General features: G+C 61.0%; 15 protein-coding genes and 1 pseudogene. 12 read left to right on the top strand and 4 right to left on the bottom strand.

Going from position 1 to position 15,580, the window contains the following annotated elements; translation table 11 throughout:
- Window positions 1–3: 3 nt before the first annotated feature.
- Genes nifV through EN859_RS28735 form a run of 4 tightly spaced genes read right to left on the bottom strand, consistent with a single transcriptional unit; the run spans window position 4 to window position 3,753 of the window.
- The gene (nifV, locus tag EN859_RS28750) at window positions 4–1,173 is read right to left on the bottom strand and encodes a homocitrate synthase (RefSeq protein WP_127856383.1); all 1,170 of its coding nucleotides are present in this window, start codon (window positions 1,171–1,173) and stop codon (window positions 4–6) included.
- A 25-nt stretch (window positions 1,174–1,198) separates the two neighbouring features.
- Window positions 1,199–2,401, bottom strand: coding sequence for a cysteine desulfurase NifS (gene nifS, locus EN859_RS28745; protein ID WP_127856384.1), 1,203 nt, complete (start codon window positions 2,399–2,401; stop codon window positions 1,199–1,201).
- A gap of 12 nt (window positions 2,402–2,413) precedes the next feature.
- Entirely contained in the window at window positions 2,414–3,406 is a 993-nt protein-coding gene (nifU, locus tag EN859_RS28740) for a Fe-S cluster assembly protein NifU (protein WP_127856385.1), read from the bottom strand.
- Window positions 3,407–3,432: 26 nt separating this feature from the next.
- Window positions 3,433–3,753, bottom strand: a complete 321-nt coding sequence (locus EN859_RS28735; protein WP_127856386.1) for an iron-sulfur cluster assembly accessory protein — start codon at window positions 3,751–3,753, stop codon at window positions 3,433–3,435.
- A 480-nt stretch (window positions 3,754–4,233) separates the two neighbouring features.
- Between EN859_RS28735 and nifH the strand changes: the two genes are divergently transcribed.
- From nifH to EN859_RS28675, 12 genes and pseudogenes are all read left to right on the top strand, one after another.
- A complete protein-coding gene (gene nifH / locus EN859_RS28730; RefSeq protein WP_127856387.1) occupies window positions 4,234–5,124 on the top strand; it encodes a nitrogenase iron protein in 891 nt (296 codons plus the stop codon).
- Window positions 5,125–5,233: 109 nt separating this feature from the next.
- Window positions 5,234–6,745, top strand: a complete 1,512-nt coding sequence (gene nifD, locus EN859_RS28725; protein ID WP_127856388.1) for a nitrogenase molybdenum-iron protein alpha chain — start codon at window positions 5,234–5,236, stop codon at window positions 6,743–6,745.
- 131 nt (window positions 6,746–6,876) lie between these two features.
- The gene (nifK, locus tag EN859_RS28720) at window positions 6,877–8,418 is read left to right on the top strand and encodes a nitrogenase molybdenum-iron protein subunit beta (protein WP_127856389.1); all 1,542 of its coding nucleotides are present in this window, start codon (window positions 6,877–6,879) and stop codon (window positions 8,416–8,418) included.
- A gap of 69 nt (window positions 8,419–8,487) precedes the next feature.
- Complete coding sequence (nifE, locus tag EN859_RS28715; RefSeq protein WP_127856390.1) at window positions 8,488–9,981, top strand: nitrogenase iron-molybdenum cofactor biosynthesis protein NifE; 1,494 nt, start codon at window positions 8,488–8,490, stop codon at window positions 9,979–9,981.
- A gap of 13 nt (window positions 9,982–9,994) precedes the next feature.
- Window positions 9,995–11,377, top strand: a complete 1,383-nt coding sequence (gene nifN, locus EN859_RS28710) for a nitrogenase iron-molybdenum cofactor biosynthesis protein NifN (RefSeq protein ID WP_127856391.1) — start codon at window positions 9,995–9,997, stop codon at window positions 11,375–11,377.
- Window positions 11,343–11,840 carry a nitrogen fixation protein NifX gene (gene nifX / locus EN859_RS28705; protein ID WP_189502305.1) on the top strand — a complete coding sequence of 166 codons (498 nt, stop codon included), beginning with the start codon at window positions 11,343–11,345 and terminating at the stop codon, window positions 11,838–11,840. The genes nifN and nifX overlap by 35 nt, the downstream gene beginning before the upstream one ends.
- Window positions 11,841–11,853: 13 nt before the next feature.
- Entirely contained in the window at window positions 11,854–12,336 is a 483-nt protein-coding gene (locus EN859_RS28700; protein WP_127856392.1) for a NifX-associated nitrogen fixation protein, read from the top strand.
- Window positions 12,337–12,356: 20 nt separating this feature from the next.
- Window positions 12,357–12,560 carry a CCE_0567 family metalloprotein gene (locus EN859_RS28695; RefSeq protein ID WP_127856393.1) on the top strand — a complete coding sequence of 68 codons (204 nt, stop codon included), beginning with the start codon at window positions 12,357–12,359 and terminating at the stop codon, window positions 12,558–12,560.
- Window positions 12,557–12,871, top strand: a complete 315-nt coding sequence (gene fdxB / locus EN859_RS28690) for a ferredoxin III, nif-specific (protein ID WP_127856394.1) — start codon at window positions 12,557–12,559, stop codon at window positions 12,869–12,871. The genes EN859_RS28695 and fdxB overlap by 4 nt, the downstream gene beginning before the upstream one ends.
- An 8-nt stretch (window positions 12,872–12,879) precedes the next feature.
- A complete protein-coding gene (locus EN859_RS28685; RefSeq protein ID WP_127856395.1) occupies window positions 12,880–13,518 on the top strand; it encodes a nitrogen fixation protein NifQ in 639 nt (212 codons plus the stop codon).
- 102 nt (window positions 13,519–13,620) lie between these two features.
- Window positions 13,621–13,818: pseudogene (locus EN859_RS28680) on the top strand (cytochrome c); the annotation flags it as partial.
- Between the two features lie 675 nt (window positions 13,819–14,493).
- Window positions 14,494–15,498, top strand: a complete 1,005-nt coding sequence (locus tag EN859_RS28675; protein ID WP_127856738.1) for an ABC transporter substrate-binding protein — start codon at window positions 14,494–14,496, stop codon at window positions 15,496–15,498.
- The last annotated feature ends 82 nt before the right edge of the window (window positions 15,499–15,580 follow it).

Genomic DNA, 15,580 nt, shown 5'->3' with positions numbered 1-15,580 from the left:
GCCTCATTCCATTTCCAGACTTCCGGCCATTTCCAGGGTTCGGGCTGCGTTTTGGTCGTGTAGCCCTTCGTAAAGATCGACCAGCTCGGCCGCGGTGATGGTCGACTTCGTTTCCACTGCCCTCCGCCGAACTCGCGCGACGGTCGCTGCGGCCAGTTCCGGATCGAGCCTGCGGCCGCTCTCGCCCAGGAGATGAGCAATTGCCGTGGCTCCGGAGTGCTTGCCGATGACGATGTGGTGGCAGCGCCCGACGAGGGCTGGATCGAGCCCTTGATAGGTACGCGTGTCCGCGAGGAGTCCCGCAACATGGATGCCGGACTCATGGGTGAAGACCTCCGCGCCAACAATCGGCTTGATGGCTGCTGTCGGCCGGCAAGCGGCTCGCGCTATCTGGCCGGCGAGATTGGGGAGGGCGGTAAGGTCGATGCCGGTATCGATGTGATCGAGGACCGATAGCGCAACCGCGACCTCTTCGAGTGCGGCGTTGCCGGCGCGTTCGCCGAGCCCGCCGACGGTGACGGAGGCATGATTGGCTCCGGCGCGGATTGCGGCCAGCGTGTTGGCGGTCGCAAGTCCCAGATCGTTATGCGCATGGAATTCGAGATCGATGGGGGACGCCGCGGCGAGAAAGGACACCAATTCGAAGGTCGAGAAAGGATCGAGGACGCTGACAGTGTCGGCCAGCCTGACGCGGCTGGCACCGGCGCGTGCGGCTGTTTCGATCACATGGGCAAGGTGGCCGCGGTCGGCCCGCGAGGCGTCTTCGCAGCCGACTGCAACGAAAAGCCCAAGTATGGCAGCGCGGCCGACCATCCGCTCGATGATCTCAAGCGCCGCAACACGGTCGAGGCCGAGTTTGGCGGCAAGCTGGATGTCCGATGCCGGCAGCGACAGGTTGACGGCGGTGACACCGCTGCGGATCGCCGCTTCGAGATCCCGCTCGGTCATGCGGCACCACGCCATCAGCCGGGTGGGAAGACGCAGGGCAACCACAGCGCGGATCGCTTCGATCTCTTCAGGCCCCATCGCCGGCGTGCCGATCTCGATCTCGGGGACGCCGGCGGCGGCGAGCGCCTCGGCAATTCTCAGCTTTTCCGACACGGTGAAAGCGACGCCCGGCGCCTGCTCGCCGTCGCGCAATGTCGTGTCGTTGAGAAAAACGGGATGCTTCATGATCGACCGCCGCCTCGCCTGTCCGTCATGCGTAAACAGGATTGAAGGTCTTCGGCGCTTCCCCCACGCCAGCCCAGAACGGCGAGAGTTCACGCAGCTTTTCGACGATCCCCGGCATCACCTCGAGCACGCGATCGACGTCGTCCTCGCAATTGTCGCGTGAGAAGGAAAAACGGATGGCTCCATGCGCGGCGGTGTAAGGGATGTCCATGGCCCTCAGGACATGGCTCGGTTCCAGCGATCCGGAGGTGCAGGCGGAGCCGGAAGAGCAAGCGATGCCCTCGCGGTTGAGGAGAAGCAGCATGCCTTCGCCTTCGATGTATTCGAACGCTATGTTGGCGGTGTTCGGCAGCCTCTCGCGCGGGTCGCCGGTGACGAAGGCGTTTGGGATCGCCTGGAGAAGGCCTTTCTCCAAACGGTCGCGCAGGGTTTTGACGCGCGTGTTCTCGTCGTCCATGAATTTCATGGCGAGTTCGGCCGCCTTGCCGAGCCCGACGATGCCGGGCGTGTTTTCAGTGCCCGCGCGGCGGGCGCGCTCCTGATGCCCGCCCTTGATCTGGGAGCGGAAGCGCACGCCGCGCTTCACATAGAGCGCGCCGATCCCTTTGGGTGCGTGCAATTTGTGGCCCGAAAGCGACAGCATGTCGATCGCGGTCGACCTCAGATCGATCGGAAGCTTGCCGACTGCCTGCACGGCGTCCGTGTGGAAGAGCGCGCCTGCTTCCTTGGCCAACTCGGCGAGTTCGGCGACGGGGAAGATCGTGCCGGTCTCATTGTTGGCCCACATGATCGAGACGATGGCCACGCGCGAGGACAGCGCCGCCCGGTAAGCCTCGAGGTCGAGCCGGCCGTGGCGGTCTACAGGGATCCTGTGGACCGTGATGCCGCGCCGTTTTTCAAGGTCGGCGCAGAGCGACAACACCGCCGGATGCTCGACTGCGGAGGTGACGATCTCGGTGCGGTCCGGCATCACCTCGAGGGCTGAAAGGATCGCCGCATTGTCGCTCTCCGTGCCGCCCGAGGTGAAGACGACCTCATGGTCGAATTCCGCGCCGATCAGCGCCTGCAATTGTCGACGCGCGGTCTTCACCGCGGCGCCGACGGAGGCGCCGAAGGCATGTATCGACGACGGGTTGCCGAAGTGGTCGGTGAAGAACGGAAGCATCGCCTGCACGACGTCAGGATCGACGCGGGTGGTGGCGTTGTTATCGAGATAGACGGGTCTCATAAATCCAACCCCTCAACTGACCGGAAGGACACGCAAGGCGAGGCCGGTCGCCTCGACCAGCTTCTGGCGCATGCCATTGATGGTGACGGAAGCCAGTTGGCAGCCGGTGCAGGCGCCCGACAGCTTGACGTAGACGTGGTCGCCGTCGACATCGATGAGTTCGCAGTCGCCGCCATCGGCGCGCAGGGTGGAGCGCATGCCGTCGATGGCGGTTTCGATCAGCCGGATTCTCTTCAGCGTGGTCATTTGCCGGCCTGCCGGAGCCTCTGGCCGTGGGGATTGAACAGCTGCGGGTGGTAGCGTTCTGTCCATCTGGCCCGACACGACCGCAGGTTCGGGAACTGCCGTCTTCGCCCTTGTCTTGATCTTCAACGCATATTTGTCCGTGCTGCCGGCCTTATAGGCTTCTTCGGCCGCGATCAGGCTTTCGCCGACCATCGTGGCGTTGACCCGGGCGAGCACTTCCTCGATCGTCTCGAAACAGGTGAGGCAGCCGCCGCCGGCCTTCGTGTAATTGGTGACCTGCTCGACCGTGGTGAGCTTGTTGACCCGCACAGCACGCTCGATCATGCCTTCGTCGACGCCGAAGCACTTGCAGACGAGCGCGCCTTCCTCGTGGTCGTCGGCCCATTCCTCGCCGCGGTAGTTGGCGATCGCTGCCTGCAGAGCCTCGTAGCCCATCACCGAGCAGTGCATCTTCTCCGGCGGCAGGCCGCCGAGAAAGTCCGCAATGTCCTGGTTGGTGATCCGGAGCGCATCCTCAAGCGTCTTGCCGGTGATGAGTTCGGTGAGCGCCGAAGACGAGGCGATGGCCGAGCCGCAGCCGAAGGTCTGGAACTTCGCGGCGGTGATCGTGTCGGTGTCCGGATCGATGCTCATCATCAGCTTGAGGGCATCGCCGCAAGAGATTGCGCCAACCTCGCCGACGGCGTTGGCCGCTTCCAGAACGCCGGCATTCTTCGGGTTGAAGAAGTATTCCTTGACCTTGTCGCTATAGTCCCACATGACCCTTTTCCTCGCTGTTTTCGAGCTCAGCCGAAGGACTTGCCGCAGGCGCACTTGTCCTGCGCATTCGGGTTGTCGAATACGAAGCCAGAGGATTCGAGCCCGGTGACGAAATCGACGGTCATACCCGCGACGTAGGGCTGGGAGCCGGCGTCTACGAACACCTTGAAGCCGTCCGCCTCGACGACTGCGTCACCCTCGCGCGAGACGGTTTCCAGGCCCATCAAGTATTTCAGCCCCGCGCAACCGCCGGCCTCGACCATGATCCGCAAGCCGTGCGCCGGTTCGTCGGCACGCGAAAGCGCGGTCTTCACCGCGGCAGCGGCATTGTCGGTGAGAGTGATCATGAGATGATGTCTCCTTGGCTCGTGATGAACTCGAAAGTGCCCATGCACATGTCGTGCCAGATGAGAAAATCTATCTAAAACAAAGCGATGCATGCGTAGCGCTATGTCGCATGTCGAACATAGTCTGATATCGGACAATGCGACTGGCCGCCGGAGCGTTATCTTGCGGGACATTGGGCACGATCTTCGGGACAGACCACCAAAGATATCGCTTCACGGTTTGCCCACCATTCTCAAAAACGTTGCGGTTCGACATCTCTTGTCGGGTTTGTCGGGTCCGCGACAGAAGCCTGTGGGCCGCCTTTGCGCCGGCATGGCTTTCTAACTATCTGACAAATATACATAAAATTTTTTATCGGTCCGCCTCGACCGAATTGGCACGGTTCTTGAAGCTCTTGCGATGCGAGGCGGCAAGAGCTGCCGACCGGCATTCTTTTCGCGACGGAACCCGCGATTGATGGAAAGGAAGGAAAGCAACACATGCCAGCTCTGCGTCAGATCGCATTCTACGGGAAAGGTGGTATCGGAAAGTCCACCACCTCCCAGAACACGCTCGCCGCACTCGTCGATTTGGGTCAGAAGATCCTCATCGTCGGCTGCGATCCGAAGGCGGACTCCACCCGCCTCATTCTCAATTCGAAAGCCCAAGACACCGTATTGTCTCTCGCTGCTCAGGAAGGTTCGGTTGAGGACCTCGAGCTCGAGGATGTCCTGAAGATCGGTTACAAAGGTATCAAGTGCGTGGAATCCGGTGGTCCGGAGCCGGGGGTCGGCTGCGCCGGCCGCGGCGTCATCACTTCGATCAACTTCCTCGAGGAAAACGGCGCCTATGACGACGTCGACTATGTTTCCTACGATGTTCTCGGCGACGTTGTCTGCGGCGGTTTTGCCATGCCGATCCGCGAGAACAAGGCCCAGGAAATCTATATCGTCATGTCCGGCGAGATGATGGCGCTCTATGCGGCCAACAACATCGCCAAGGGTATTCTCAAATATGCGAATTCCGGCGGTGTACGCCTCGGCGGCCTGATCTGCAACGAGCGTCAGACCGACCGCGAACTGGATCTGGCCGAAGCGCTATCGGCGCGCCTGAACTCCAAGCTGATCCATTTCGTCCCCCGCGACAACATCGTCCAGCATGCCGAACTGCGCAAGCAGACGGTCATAGAATACGCGCCAGACTCTAAGCAGGCCCAGGAATACCGGCAACTGGCCGAGAAGATCCATGTGAATTCCGGCAAGGGCACCATCCCGACCCCGATCACCATGGACGAGTTGGAAGACATGTTGCTCGATTTCGGCCTGATGAAAACCGACGAGCAAATGCTTGCCGAGCTCGCCGCGAAGGAAGCGACGCTGGCGGTCGCCTAGCACCCGCCAGCAGTGCCGTAGGGGCGCCGGCCTTGACCCGGCGCGCCTTTCCGCAAACGGGCGCCTTGCAAGACGAGGCGCCACAGGAACCTTGAAAGGGGCAGGTCCCATGAGCCTCGACTACGAAAATGACGGCGCCTTGAACGAAAAGCTGATCGAGGAAGTGCTGTCTCAATATCCCGACAAAACGGCCAAGCGCCGCAAGAAACACCTGAGCGTCGCCACGGCGAGCGGGGAAGAGGTCGCGGAGGAGGGCAAGGTGCTCTCCGAATGCGACGTCAAGTCGAACATCAAGTCCATTCCTGGTGTGATGACGATCCGCGGCTGTGCCTATGCCGGCTCCAAAGGCGTGGTGTGGGGTCCGGTCAAGGACATGGTCCACATCTCGCACGGGCCCGTCGGTTGCGGTCAGTATTCCTGGTCGCAGCGCCGCAACTACTACATCGGCAAGACGGGCATAGACACTTTCGTGACGATGCAGTTTACCTCCGACTTCCAGGAAAAGGACATCGTCTTCGGCGGCGACAAGAAGCTGGAGAAGGTCATTGACGAAATCCAGGAGCTCTTTCCGCTCAACAATGGCGTGACGATCCAGTCCGAATGTCCGATCGGCCTCATCGGCGACGACATCGAAGCCGTGTCGCGCAAGAAGAAGAAAGAGCACAACAAGACCATCGTGCCGGTGCGTTGCGAAGGGTTCCGCGGCGTATCGCAGTCGCTCGGCCACCACATCGCCAACGATGCGATCCGCGACTGGGTCTTCAGTGGCGAGGACAAGCACGAAGCCTTCGAGACTGGCTCTTACGACGTCAACGTCATTGGCGACTACAATATCGGCGGCGATGCCTGGGCGTCCCGCATCCTGCTCGAGGAAATGGGCCTGCGGGTGGTCGGCAACTGGTCGGGCGACGCGACGCTCGCCGAGATCGAGCGCGCGCCGAAAGCCAAGCTTAACCTCATCCATTGCTACCGGTCGATGAACTACATCTGTCGCCACATGGAGGAAAAGTACGGCGTGGCCTGGATGGAGTACAACTTCTTCGGCCCCTCGCAGATCGAAACCTCGATGCGCAAGATCGCTAAGCACTTCGGGCCGGAGATCGAGGAAAAGACCGAAAAGGTGATCGCCAAGTATCGCCCGATGGTCGATGCGGTCATCGCCAAATACCGGCCGCGCCTCGAGGGCAAGACGGTGATGCTCTATGTCGGCGGCCTGCGTCCCCGCCACGTGATCACTGCTTACGAAGACCTGGGCATGGAGATCGTCGGCACGGGCTACGAGTTCGGTCACAACGACGATTATCAGCGCACCGGTCACTACGTGAAGAAGGGCACTTTGATCTATGACGACGTGACCGGCTACGAGTTGGAGAAGTTCATCGAGGGCATCCGTCCCGATCTCGTCGGCTCCGGCATCAAGGAGAAATACCCGGTACAGAAGATGGGCATCCCGTTCCGTCAGATGCACTCCTGGGACTATTCGGGCCCCTATCACGGCTATGATGGCTTCGCCATCTTCGCCCGCGACATGGATCTTGCCATCAACAACCCGGTGTGGGGTCTCTACGACGCCCCCTGGAAGAAGAAGGCCGTGCCGTCGACGGCGATCGCCGCCGAATGAAAACTGGCTTTCCCGCTTTGGCGGGGAGGTCGATGAACGCCTGCGGCTCCTGATCCGCGGGATGCCCTGAAACGTCTCGATGTCCCTGTGTCGCCGTATGGCGCGGCCAGTATGGATGGAGGTGACCTAAAATGCCGCAATCGGCCGAAAAAGTCCTTGACCACGCTCCGCTGTTCCGTGAGCCGGAATACAGGCAGATGCTCGCTGAGAAGAAGATCAATTTCGAATGTCCGCATCCGGACCAGATCGTTACCGATCAGCGCGAGTTCACCAAGAGCTGGGAATACCGGGAAAAGAACCTCGCCCGGCAAGCTCTCGTCGTGAACCCGGCGAAGGCCTGCCAGCCGCTCGGCGCGGTGTTTGCCGCCGCCGGCTTCGAGCGGACCATGTCCTTCGTCCATGGCAGTCAGGGCTGCGTCGCCTACTATCGCTCGCACCTGTCACGCCATTTCAAGGAGCCCTCGTCAGCAGTCTCCTCCTCGATGACCGAGGACGCTGCGGTGTTCGGCGGCCTGAAGAACATGATCGACGGACTTGCCAACACTTATAAGCTTTACGACCCGAAGATGATCGCGGTGTCGACCACCTGTATGGCGGAAGTGATCGGCGACGACCTGCAAGGCTTCATAGAAAATGCCAGGAGCGAAGGCTCCGTTCCACAGGATTTCGACGTGCCCTATGCCCATACGCCAGCCTTCGTCGGCAGTCATGTCGACGGATACGACGTGATGGTCAAAGGGGTGCTGGAGAACTTCTGGAAGGGAAAAGAGCGTTCCGAGGTTGCAAACACCATCAATATCATTCCCGGATTCGATGGGTTTTGCGTCGGCAACAATCGCGAGATTAAGCGTCTGCTCGACCTCATGGGCGTTTCCTACGCCTTCATTCAGGATGCCTCCGATCAATACGACACGCCGTCGGATGGCGAGTTTCGTATGTTTGATGGCGGAACCAAGATCGAAGACGTGAAGGCGGCGCTGAATGCCGAGGCGACACTGTCGCTGCAGCATTACAACACCCGCAAGACGCTGGGATACTGTGGGGAAGCCGGGCAGGCGACCGCCTCCTTTCATTACCCACTCGGCATCCAGGCGACCGATGAACTCCTGATGAAGGTCTCGGAGATCTCCGGCAAGGAGATACCCGAGGCGATCCGCCTGGAACGCGGCCGCCTGATCGACGCCATGGCCGACAGTCAGTCTTGGCTCCACGGCAAGAAATACGCGATCTACGGCGATCCGGACTTCGTCTACGCAATGGCCAGGTTCGTGATGGAAACCGGCGGCGAGCCGACGCACTGCCTTGCCACCAACGGCACCAAGACCTGGGAAGAGGAGATGCAGGCGCTGCTCGCCTCATCGCCCTTCGGCAAGCCATGCCAAGTCTGGGCTGGCAAGGATCTGTGGGCAATGCGCTCGCTGCTCTTCACCGAGCCGGTGGATCTCTTGATCGGCAATTCCTACGGCAAATACCTGGAACGCGACACCGGCACGCCGCTGATCCGGCTGATGTTCCCGATCTTCGACCGGCACCATCATCACCGCTTCCCGCTCATGGGCTACCAGGGCGGCCTGCGCGTGCTGACGACGATCCTCGACAAGATATTCGACCAGCTCGACCGGGAAACGATCGAGCCGGGCATGACGGACTATTCCTACGACCTGACCCGGTAAGGAGGAGGCGGTCCCGCAAAGGGGGTCGGCTCTTCCCGCATGCAAGATTCGGACGGTGGAGAACGCACAGTGTCCTCGCTCAACGCCAAGATCCAGGATGTCTTCGATGAACCGGGCTGCGACAAGAACCGGTCGAAGGAGGCGAAGGTGCGCAAAAAGGGCTGCTCCAAGCCGTTGACCCCGGGGGCGGCCGCGGGCGGCTGCGCCTTCGACGGCGCCAAGATCGTGCTACAGCCGATCACGGACGTCGCCCATCTCATCCATGCTCCGCTTGCCTGCGAAGGCAACAGCTGGGACAATCGCGGCGCCGCCTCGTCCGGACCTTCGCTGTGGCGCACGAGCTTCACCACCGATCTCACCGAGCTCGACGTCGTGATGGGGCAGGGGGAAAGAAAGCTCTTCAAGGCGATCCGGGAAATCAAGGACGCTTACGCGCCGCCTGCGATCTTCGTCTATTCGACCTGCGTGACGGCGTTGATCGGCGACGATATCGAGGCTGTCTGCAAGCGCGCCGCGGAGAAATTCGGCCTGCCGGTGGTGCCGGTCAACGCGCCGGGCTTCGTCGGTTCGAAAAACCTCGGTAACAAGCTTGCCGGCGAGGCGCTGCTCGACCACGTCATCGGCACGGTGGAGCCAGATGACATTGGTCCCTACGACATCAACATACTCGGCGAGTTCAATCTCTCCGGGGAGTTCTGGCTGGTGAAGCCGCTGCTCGACCGGCTCGGCATCCGCGTCCGCGCCTGTATTCCCGGCGACGCGCGCTATCTCGATATTGCCTCGGCGCACCGCGCCAAGGCTACCATGATGGTGTGCTCGACGGCGCTCATCAATCTCGCCCGCAAGATGGAGGAGCGCTGGGACATTCCGTTCTTTGAAGGCTCCTTATACGGCATCACCGACAGCTCCGAGGCGCTCCGGCAGATTGCTGAGCTGTTGGTGAAAAAGGGCGCCAGTCCGGAACTTCTTGGCCGCACCGAAGCGCTGATTGCGGAAGAGGAGGCGATCGCCTGGCAGAAGCTGCAGGCCTATCGACCGCGGCTTGAAGGCAAACGCGTGCTGCTCAACACCGGCGGCGTCAAATCCTGGTCGGTCGTCCACGCGCTGATGGAAGTCGGTATTGAGATTGTCGGCACGTCGGTCAAGAAATCGACGGTCGAGGACAAGGAGCGGATCAAGCAGATTCTCAAGGATGAGAACCACATGTTCGAATCCATGGCGCCGCGCGAGCTCTACGCGATGCTTTGCGAACACAAGGCCGACATCATGCTGTCGGGCGGGCGCACGCAATTCATCGCGCTGAAGGCCAAGATGCCTTGGCTCGACATCAACCAGGAGCGCCACCGCCCCTATGCTGGCTATGACGGCATGGTGGAACTGGTGCGCCAGATCGACCTCGCCATCCACAATCCGATCTGGAGCCAGGTGCGTGAGCCGGCGCCGTGGGAGCGTGCCGCTAACGAAACGATGCGTGCGGAGGCTGGAGCCGCCGCCGAGATAGCTACCGTCCATGGCTTCAAGAAGTTCGCCGGCGCGACGGTGGACGATTTCGGCGAATGTTGAGGGAGAAGCGCTCGTGGTCCGCATCCTTTCCCAAACCAAGTCCGCGGCGGTCAATCCGCTGAAGTCATCGCAACCGCTGGGTGCCGCCTTCGCCTTTCTCGGCGTCGACGGCACCATGCCGCTCTTTCACGGCAGCCAAGGCTGCACCAGCTTCGCGCTGGTTCTTTTCGTGCGTCATTTCAAGGAGACGATCCCGCTTCAAACGACGGCAATGGACGAAGTCGCGACGATCCTCGGCGGTGCTGACCATCTGGAAGAGGCCATCCTCAACCTGAAAAGCCGCACCAATCCGAAGCTGATCGGCGTCTGCACGACCGCACTGGTGGAAACTCGTGGCGAGGACTTCGCCAGCGACATAGCCAACATCAGGGCGAAGCGCTCGGAAGAACTCGCGGGCACGGAGGTCGTGCTCGCCAACACGCCGGATTTCGATGGCGCGATCGAGGAGGGATGGGCCAAGGCCGTCACCGCGATGATAGAAGGGATCACGCGTCCGGGAGAGCAGGCGCGTGAGCGCAAGAAGATCGCGATCCTACCCGGCTGGAACCTCACGGTTGCCGACATGGAGCATCTGCGTGAGATGGTGGAAAGCTTCGGCCTGGACCCGGTGATCCTGCCGGACGTCTCCGGCGCGCTCGATGGCACCGTCCCGGATCGTTGGATCCCCACCACATACGGTGGAACGAGGATCGACGATATCCGCGATCTTGGCACTGCCGTGCAGTGTATCGCCATCGGCGAGCACATGCGTCGCCCGGCGGAGGCGCTGCAGAAGCTGACCGGCGTGCCCTACGTGCTGTTCCGGTCCCTGACGGGATTGAAGGCTATCGACCGCTTCGTTTCGCTGCTCTCGGCAATTTCGGGCGTACCGGCGCCTGCAAAAGTCCGCCGCCGACGCGCGCAGCTGCAGGACGCGCTGCTCGACGGGCATTTCCATTTCGCGGGCAAGAAAATAGCGATCGCCGCCGAACCGGACCAGCTTTACCAGCTTGCCACCTTCTTCAGCGGCATGGGCGCGGAAATCGCTGCGGCCGTCACCACGACCGGCATATCGAAAATCCTTGAGAAAGTGCCGGCGGAGACGGTTCAGGTCGGCGACCTCGGCGACCTGGAAGGCCTTGCCGCAGGCACCGATCTTCTCGTTACCCATTCCCATGGGCGCCAGGCAGCCGAGCGCCTCGGGATTCCGCTGATGCGCGTCGGTTTCCCGATCTTCGATCGGCTCGGCAGTCAGCACAAACCCACCATCCTCTATGAGGGAACACGCGACCTCATCTTCGAAGTCGCCAACATTTTTCAAGCCAGCCAGAACATGCCGACGCCGGAGGCGCTCGACCCCTTTCGTAACCGGGAAATGCCTGATGACCGCCATACGCCGCCTGTCACTCGTCACTGACGACATTCAATCACCAGCTCCGGAGCGCCAGGCCGGCGCGCTGCGGGTGGCCATCGCCACCCAGGATATGAAGGGCCTCAACGCGCATTTCGGATCGGCGAAGCGTTTTGCCGTCTATGATGTGACGCCCGATGATTGGCGCTTCGTCGAGGCTGCAGTCTTCGGCGACGTCTCCGATGAGAGCGGTAAACACAGGTCCGAGGGTGACGATCGCATCAGCCCGAAAGTGGAAGCGCTGAACGGCTGCCATCTCCTGTTCTGCCTGGCCATCGGCGGACCCTCCGCTGCCAAGCTTGTCTCGGCAAAAATCCACCCGATCAAGGTGCCGCAGGCTCAATCGATTGAAGCAGTGCTTTCCCGCACCCAGACGATGCTCAGGACCGCCCCGCCACCTTGGCTGCGCAAGGTGCTTGCCGAGGCAGGCGTCACTGCAAAGAAACCGTCTTTCGAGGACGAGGATTAAGGAGAACGCGATCATGCCCAATGCCACCGCTATCGATGCCGTTGTAATCGACGACGAGGCGGCGCTTTCCACCCCCTTCGTCAAATGCCTCGTGCGGTTGATGCGCGCCCAGGATTCTTATGGTTCCTGGGAAGGCAAATCCGACGCCGAACTGCTGGCCGACTTCATCGTGACCAAGGGACAACGACGCGAAATTCCGATCATCGGCGATCCCGATCCGGACGTGCTGTGGCGGCTCGACATCTTCTACGCCGCCGTCGGGCTTGCGATCGACGAACGCTCCGGCCTCATGGCTTCACCGATGATGAAGATAAGCCATGAGGGCTTCGGCCGGGTGATACTCACGGCCGGTCGCTTGGTCGTACTCGCCAAATCGCTGCGCGATGTCCATCGCTTCGGCTTCGAGACGTTTCAAAAGCTTGCCGATGCCGGCGCGAAACTGGTTGATGATGCAGTCGCGGCGATCGAAGCTCATCTCGACGTGGCGCGGGCTTAGCGATCCAAAGGAGCCAGGAGATGTCAGGCCTCGAAGACCTGCAGAAAAAAGTCCGCAAGCTGCAATCACGAGCGGGCAATGCGAAGATGGAACTGCACGACCTTGCCGAAGATCTTCCCGTGAACTGGACCGAGATCAAAGCTGTGGCCGAGAAGACATTCGACGTCTTTGCCGAACTCGACGCCGCAAGGAAAGAGCTCGCTACGTTGGAGAATCCCGCATGACGCGTGCTTTCCAGACGCGCGACGGCTCAGCCTGGATACCGGAATACTTGACCGCGATCGACGGGGCGACCTGCATCGGCTGCGGCCGCTGCTTCAAGGTCTGCTCGCGCGGCGTGATGCACCTTTACGGCGTCGACGATGAAGGCGATGTCCTTGGCATCTGCCAAGAGGACGACGACTTCGATGGCGAACTCAACCGCATGATCATGGTCGTCGACCATGCCGGCGGCTGCGTCGGCTGCGGCGCTTGCGCCCGCGTCTGCCCGAAGAATTGCCAGACTCACATCGCGGCGGACAGGATCGCGGCATGATTTGACCTATGGAGGTTCAGCGTCCAGTGTTCGCGTATCACTACACCAGTCTCGCCGCCGGCCAATGGCCATCGATCAACGCGGAGACGGGTTTTGACCAGCATGTGCTTGCCTGCGTTCTGTCGCGCGCCCTCGACGAGATCGAGGCAGGCGAGACGACGGCGACGGAGGCCATCGGCCTTTCGTGCGCCGAGTTGCGCAACGTGCTGATCCACAGTTTTCCCCTTGCCCGGTTCAAGGCCCTCGTAGTCGATGAGGCGCCCGAGCCCGAGCTGGACATGGAGGAGGAGCTGCTGCGCGACCTGTTGCTTGGCCATGCCCGGCCGAGCGATGCAACAAGCGCCCGTTTCGCCAAGATCATAGCCCGGCGCGCTATGCGCAGCGATCATCTGTGGCAGGATCTCGGACTTTTTAGCCGCGGCGAGCTCAACCGCCTGCTTGCCACCCATTTTCCAACGCTTGCGGCCGGCAACACGAACAATATGAAATGGAAGAAATATTTTTATCGCAAACTTTGCGAGGCCGAAGGATTTTCGCTGTGCACAGCACCAAGTTGCCGGGAATGCAATGATTTCGACGCCTGCTTCGGCGCGGAGGATGGCGAAAGCCGCCTCGCCCGATTAAAGAACGGCGCGGATCTGGTTTAAGTCTAGAAATACGGTGTTTTGTTCCTTGTCAGCGTCGGCGCTGCGCCGATACCGCGACGTGCTGCCGCTGCGAGTCGGAAGCGTCCCTTGCAGTTTTGGGAGCTCATGGCAAAAATCATGCCTTGGCACGCCTTTGCGCATCTCACCGCGGACGACGCCATGGCGATCGCGGCATTCCTTCAAAGTGTGAAGTCGGTCGATAACGAGGTTCCCGAGCCGTTCAAACCCGGGGAAAAAGTGTCGAGCTTCATGTTCCGGATCATGCCGCCGGGCGAAACCGCAGCCGCCGCGCCGAAATAGGCAGGTCCGACCAGGACGAGATTGAGCACCGCGATTATTCTTCCGGGAAGCGGCGGCAATGTCAGCAAACGGCGCACGTGGTCGGTTGGCGCGTTGAGTTTGACCGGATCAAACGAACTTCCGCTTCGGGTCCGCATCAGGTCGTAGCGCGAACGACCGCAATGGAGAAGCGCCATGAATGTCAGCAAATGGCGCAACTTGCTCGTTCCAATTGACGAGGCGAAGGGCAACATTCCACAGCCAAAACAGAAGTTCGTTCGACGGCGGTCGAATTCAAACCCATGACCCGATGCAGACGATCGTCGACACGCTGTCGAAGGTCCGAAAAAGAGTACGGCGGACGTTCGGGTGCCGGAGGCTGCGGGGCAGCCGATGTGGCGATCTGTGTTCGCGTGGCTCAGGTAGAATGTGAACTCAAAAACGGCCCCGCTGCTCTAGGTTGTGTTTTGGCGGCGATTGAGCTTTACCCTCGCTCCAAATGCAAATCAGGAGTATATTTGCTTATCGCAGGTTGGGACATTCCTGGTCCGGCGACTGAGAGCGTAAGACTCCCACATCTGGACTGGGCGCGCTTTGACTACTCGGCGCGCTCACGAGACTATCCGCTTCTGCCGGAACCTCTTTTGTTCGGTTCCGACTGCAATCTGTTTGCAGCTTGTGGGAGAGCAGCATCCGATGCAGATTCAGAATCGCCGCCATTTCTTAGCCGGCGCTGCGGCAACTGGTCTCGCGGGCCTTCTCGGCAGAGCGACAAGCGCCCGGGCCGAGCCCCCGCCTGAGACCACCTCCATCCGCCTTGCAAAGATCAGTGGCATCTGCATTGCGCCGCAGTACGTAGCAGAGGAACTGCTGCGCGCAGAGGGCTTCACCGACGTCCGTTATGTTGCGGCGGAAGCAGGCGTCGGGCAATCGGAGAAGATCGCGCGCGGCGAGGTGGATTTCAGTCTGAATTTCGCCGCACCACTCGCCCTTGCGATCGATGCCGGTGATCCGATCACGGTGCTGGCGGGCGTGCACCCCGGTTGCTTTGAACTCTTCGGAAAAGAGAATATCCGCAGCATCACAGACCTGAAGGGCAAGAGTGTCGGCATACAAGGACTGGGATCAACCCCGCATGTGTTCGTGACCAGCATGGCAGCTTATGTCGGGCTCGATCCCGACAAGGACATCAGCTGGGTCTCCAGTCCCTCCGCAAAGCCCATGGAGCTTTTCGTCGAAGGAAAGGTCGATGCGTTCCTCGGCTTTCCGCCCGAGCCTCAGGAGCTGCGCGCCCGCAACATCGGCCATGTGGTCGTAAATAGTGCTATCGATCGTCCCTGGTCGCAGTACTTCTGCTGCATGCTGGCGGGCAATGCGGAATTCGTTCAGAACAATCCGGCTGCCACCAAGCGCGTATTGCGCGCCATTCTCAGAGCGGCGGACCTTTGTGTCACCGAGCCACGGCGCGTCGCGCAACAGATCGTCGATAACGGGTTCACCGCCAACTATGACTATGCCCTGCAGACGATGAATGACGTGCCTTATGGCAAGTGGCGCGAATACGAGCCCGAGGACACCGTACGGTTTTACGCCCTGCGCCTACATGAAGCCGGCATGATCAAGTCAAGCCCACAGACGATCATCGCCGAGGGCACGGACTGGCGCTTCCTCAACGAGCTGAAGCGCGAGTTGAAGACGTGAGCAACTGGTAAATATATGGCCTGGAGATCGCCAGGCTGGCATGGCCGACGCTCGGGCTTGTGCACAACACAGCATCCACCGG

The organism is Mesorhizobium sp. M00.F.Ca.ET.216.01.1.1 (assembly GCF_004010325.2).
Taxonomy (GTDB): Bacteria; Pseudomonadota; Alphaproteobacteria; order Rhizobiales; family Rhizobiaceae; genus Mesorhizobium.
The sequence above is the reverse complement of the archived record's forward strand: the minus strand, read 5'-3'. Positions and strand labels throughout refer to the sequence as shown.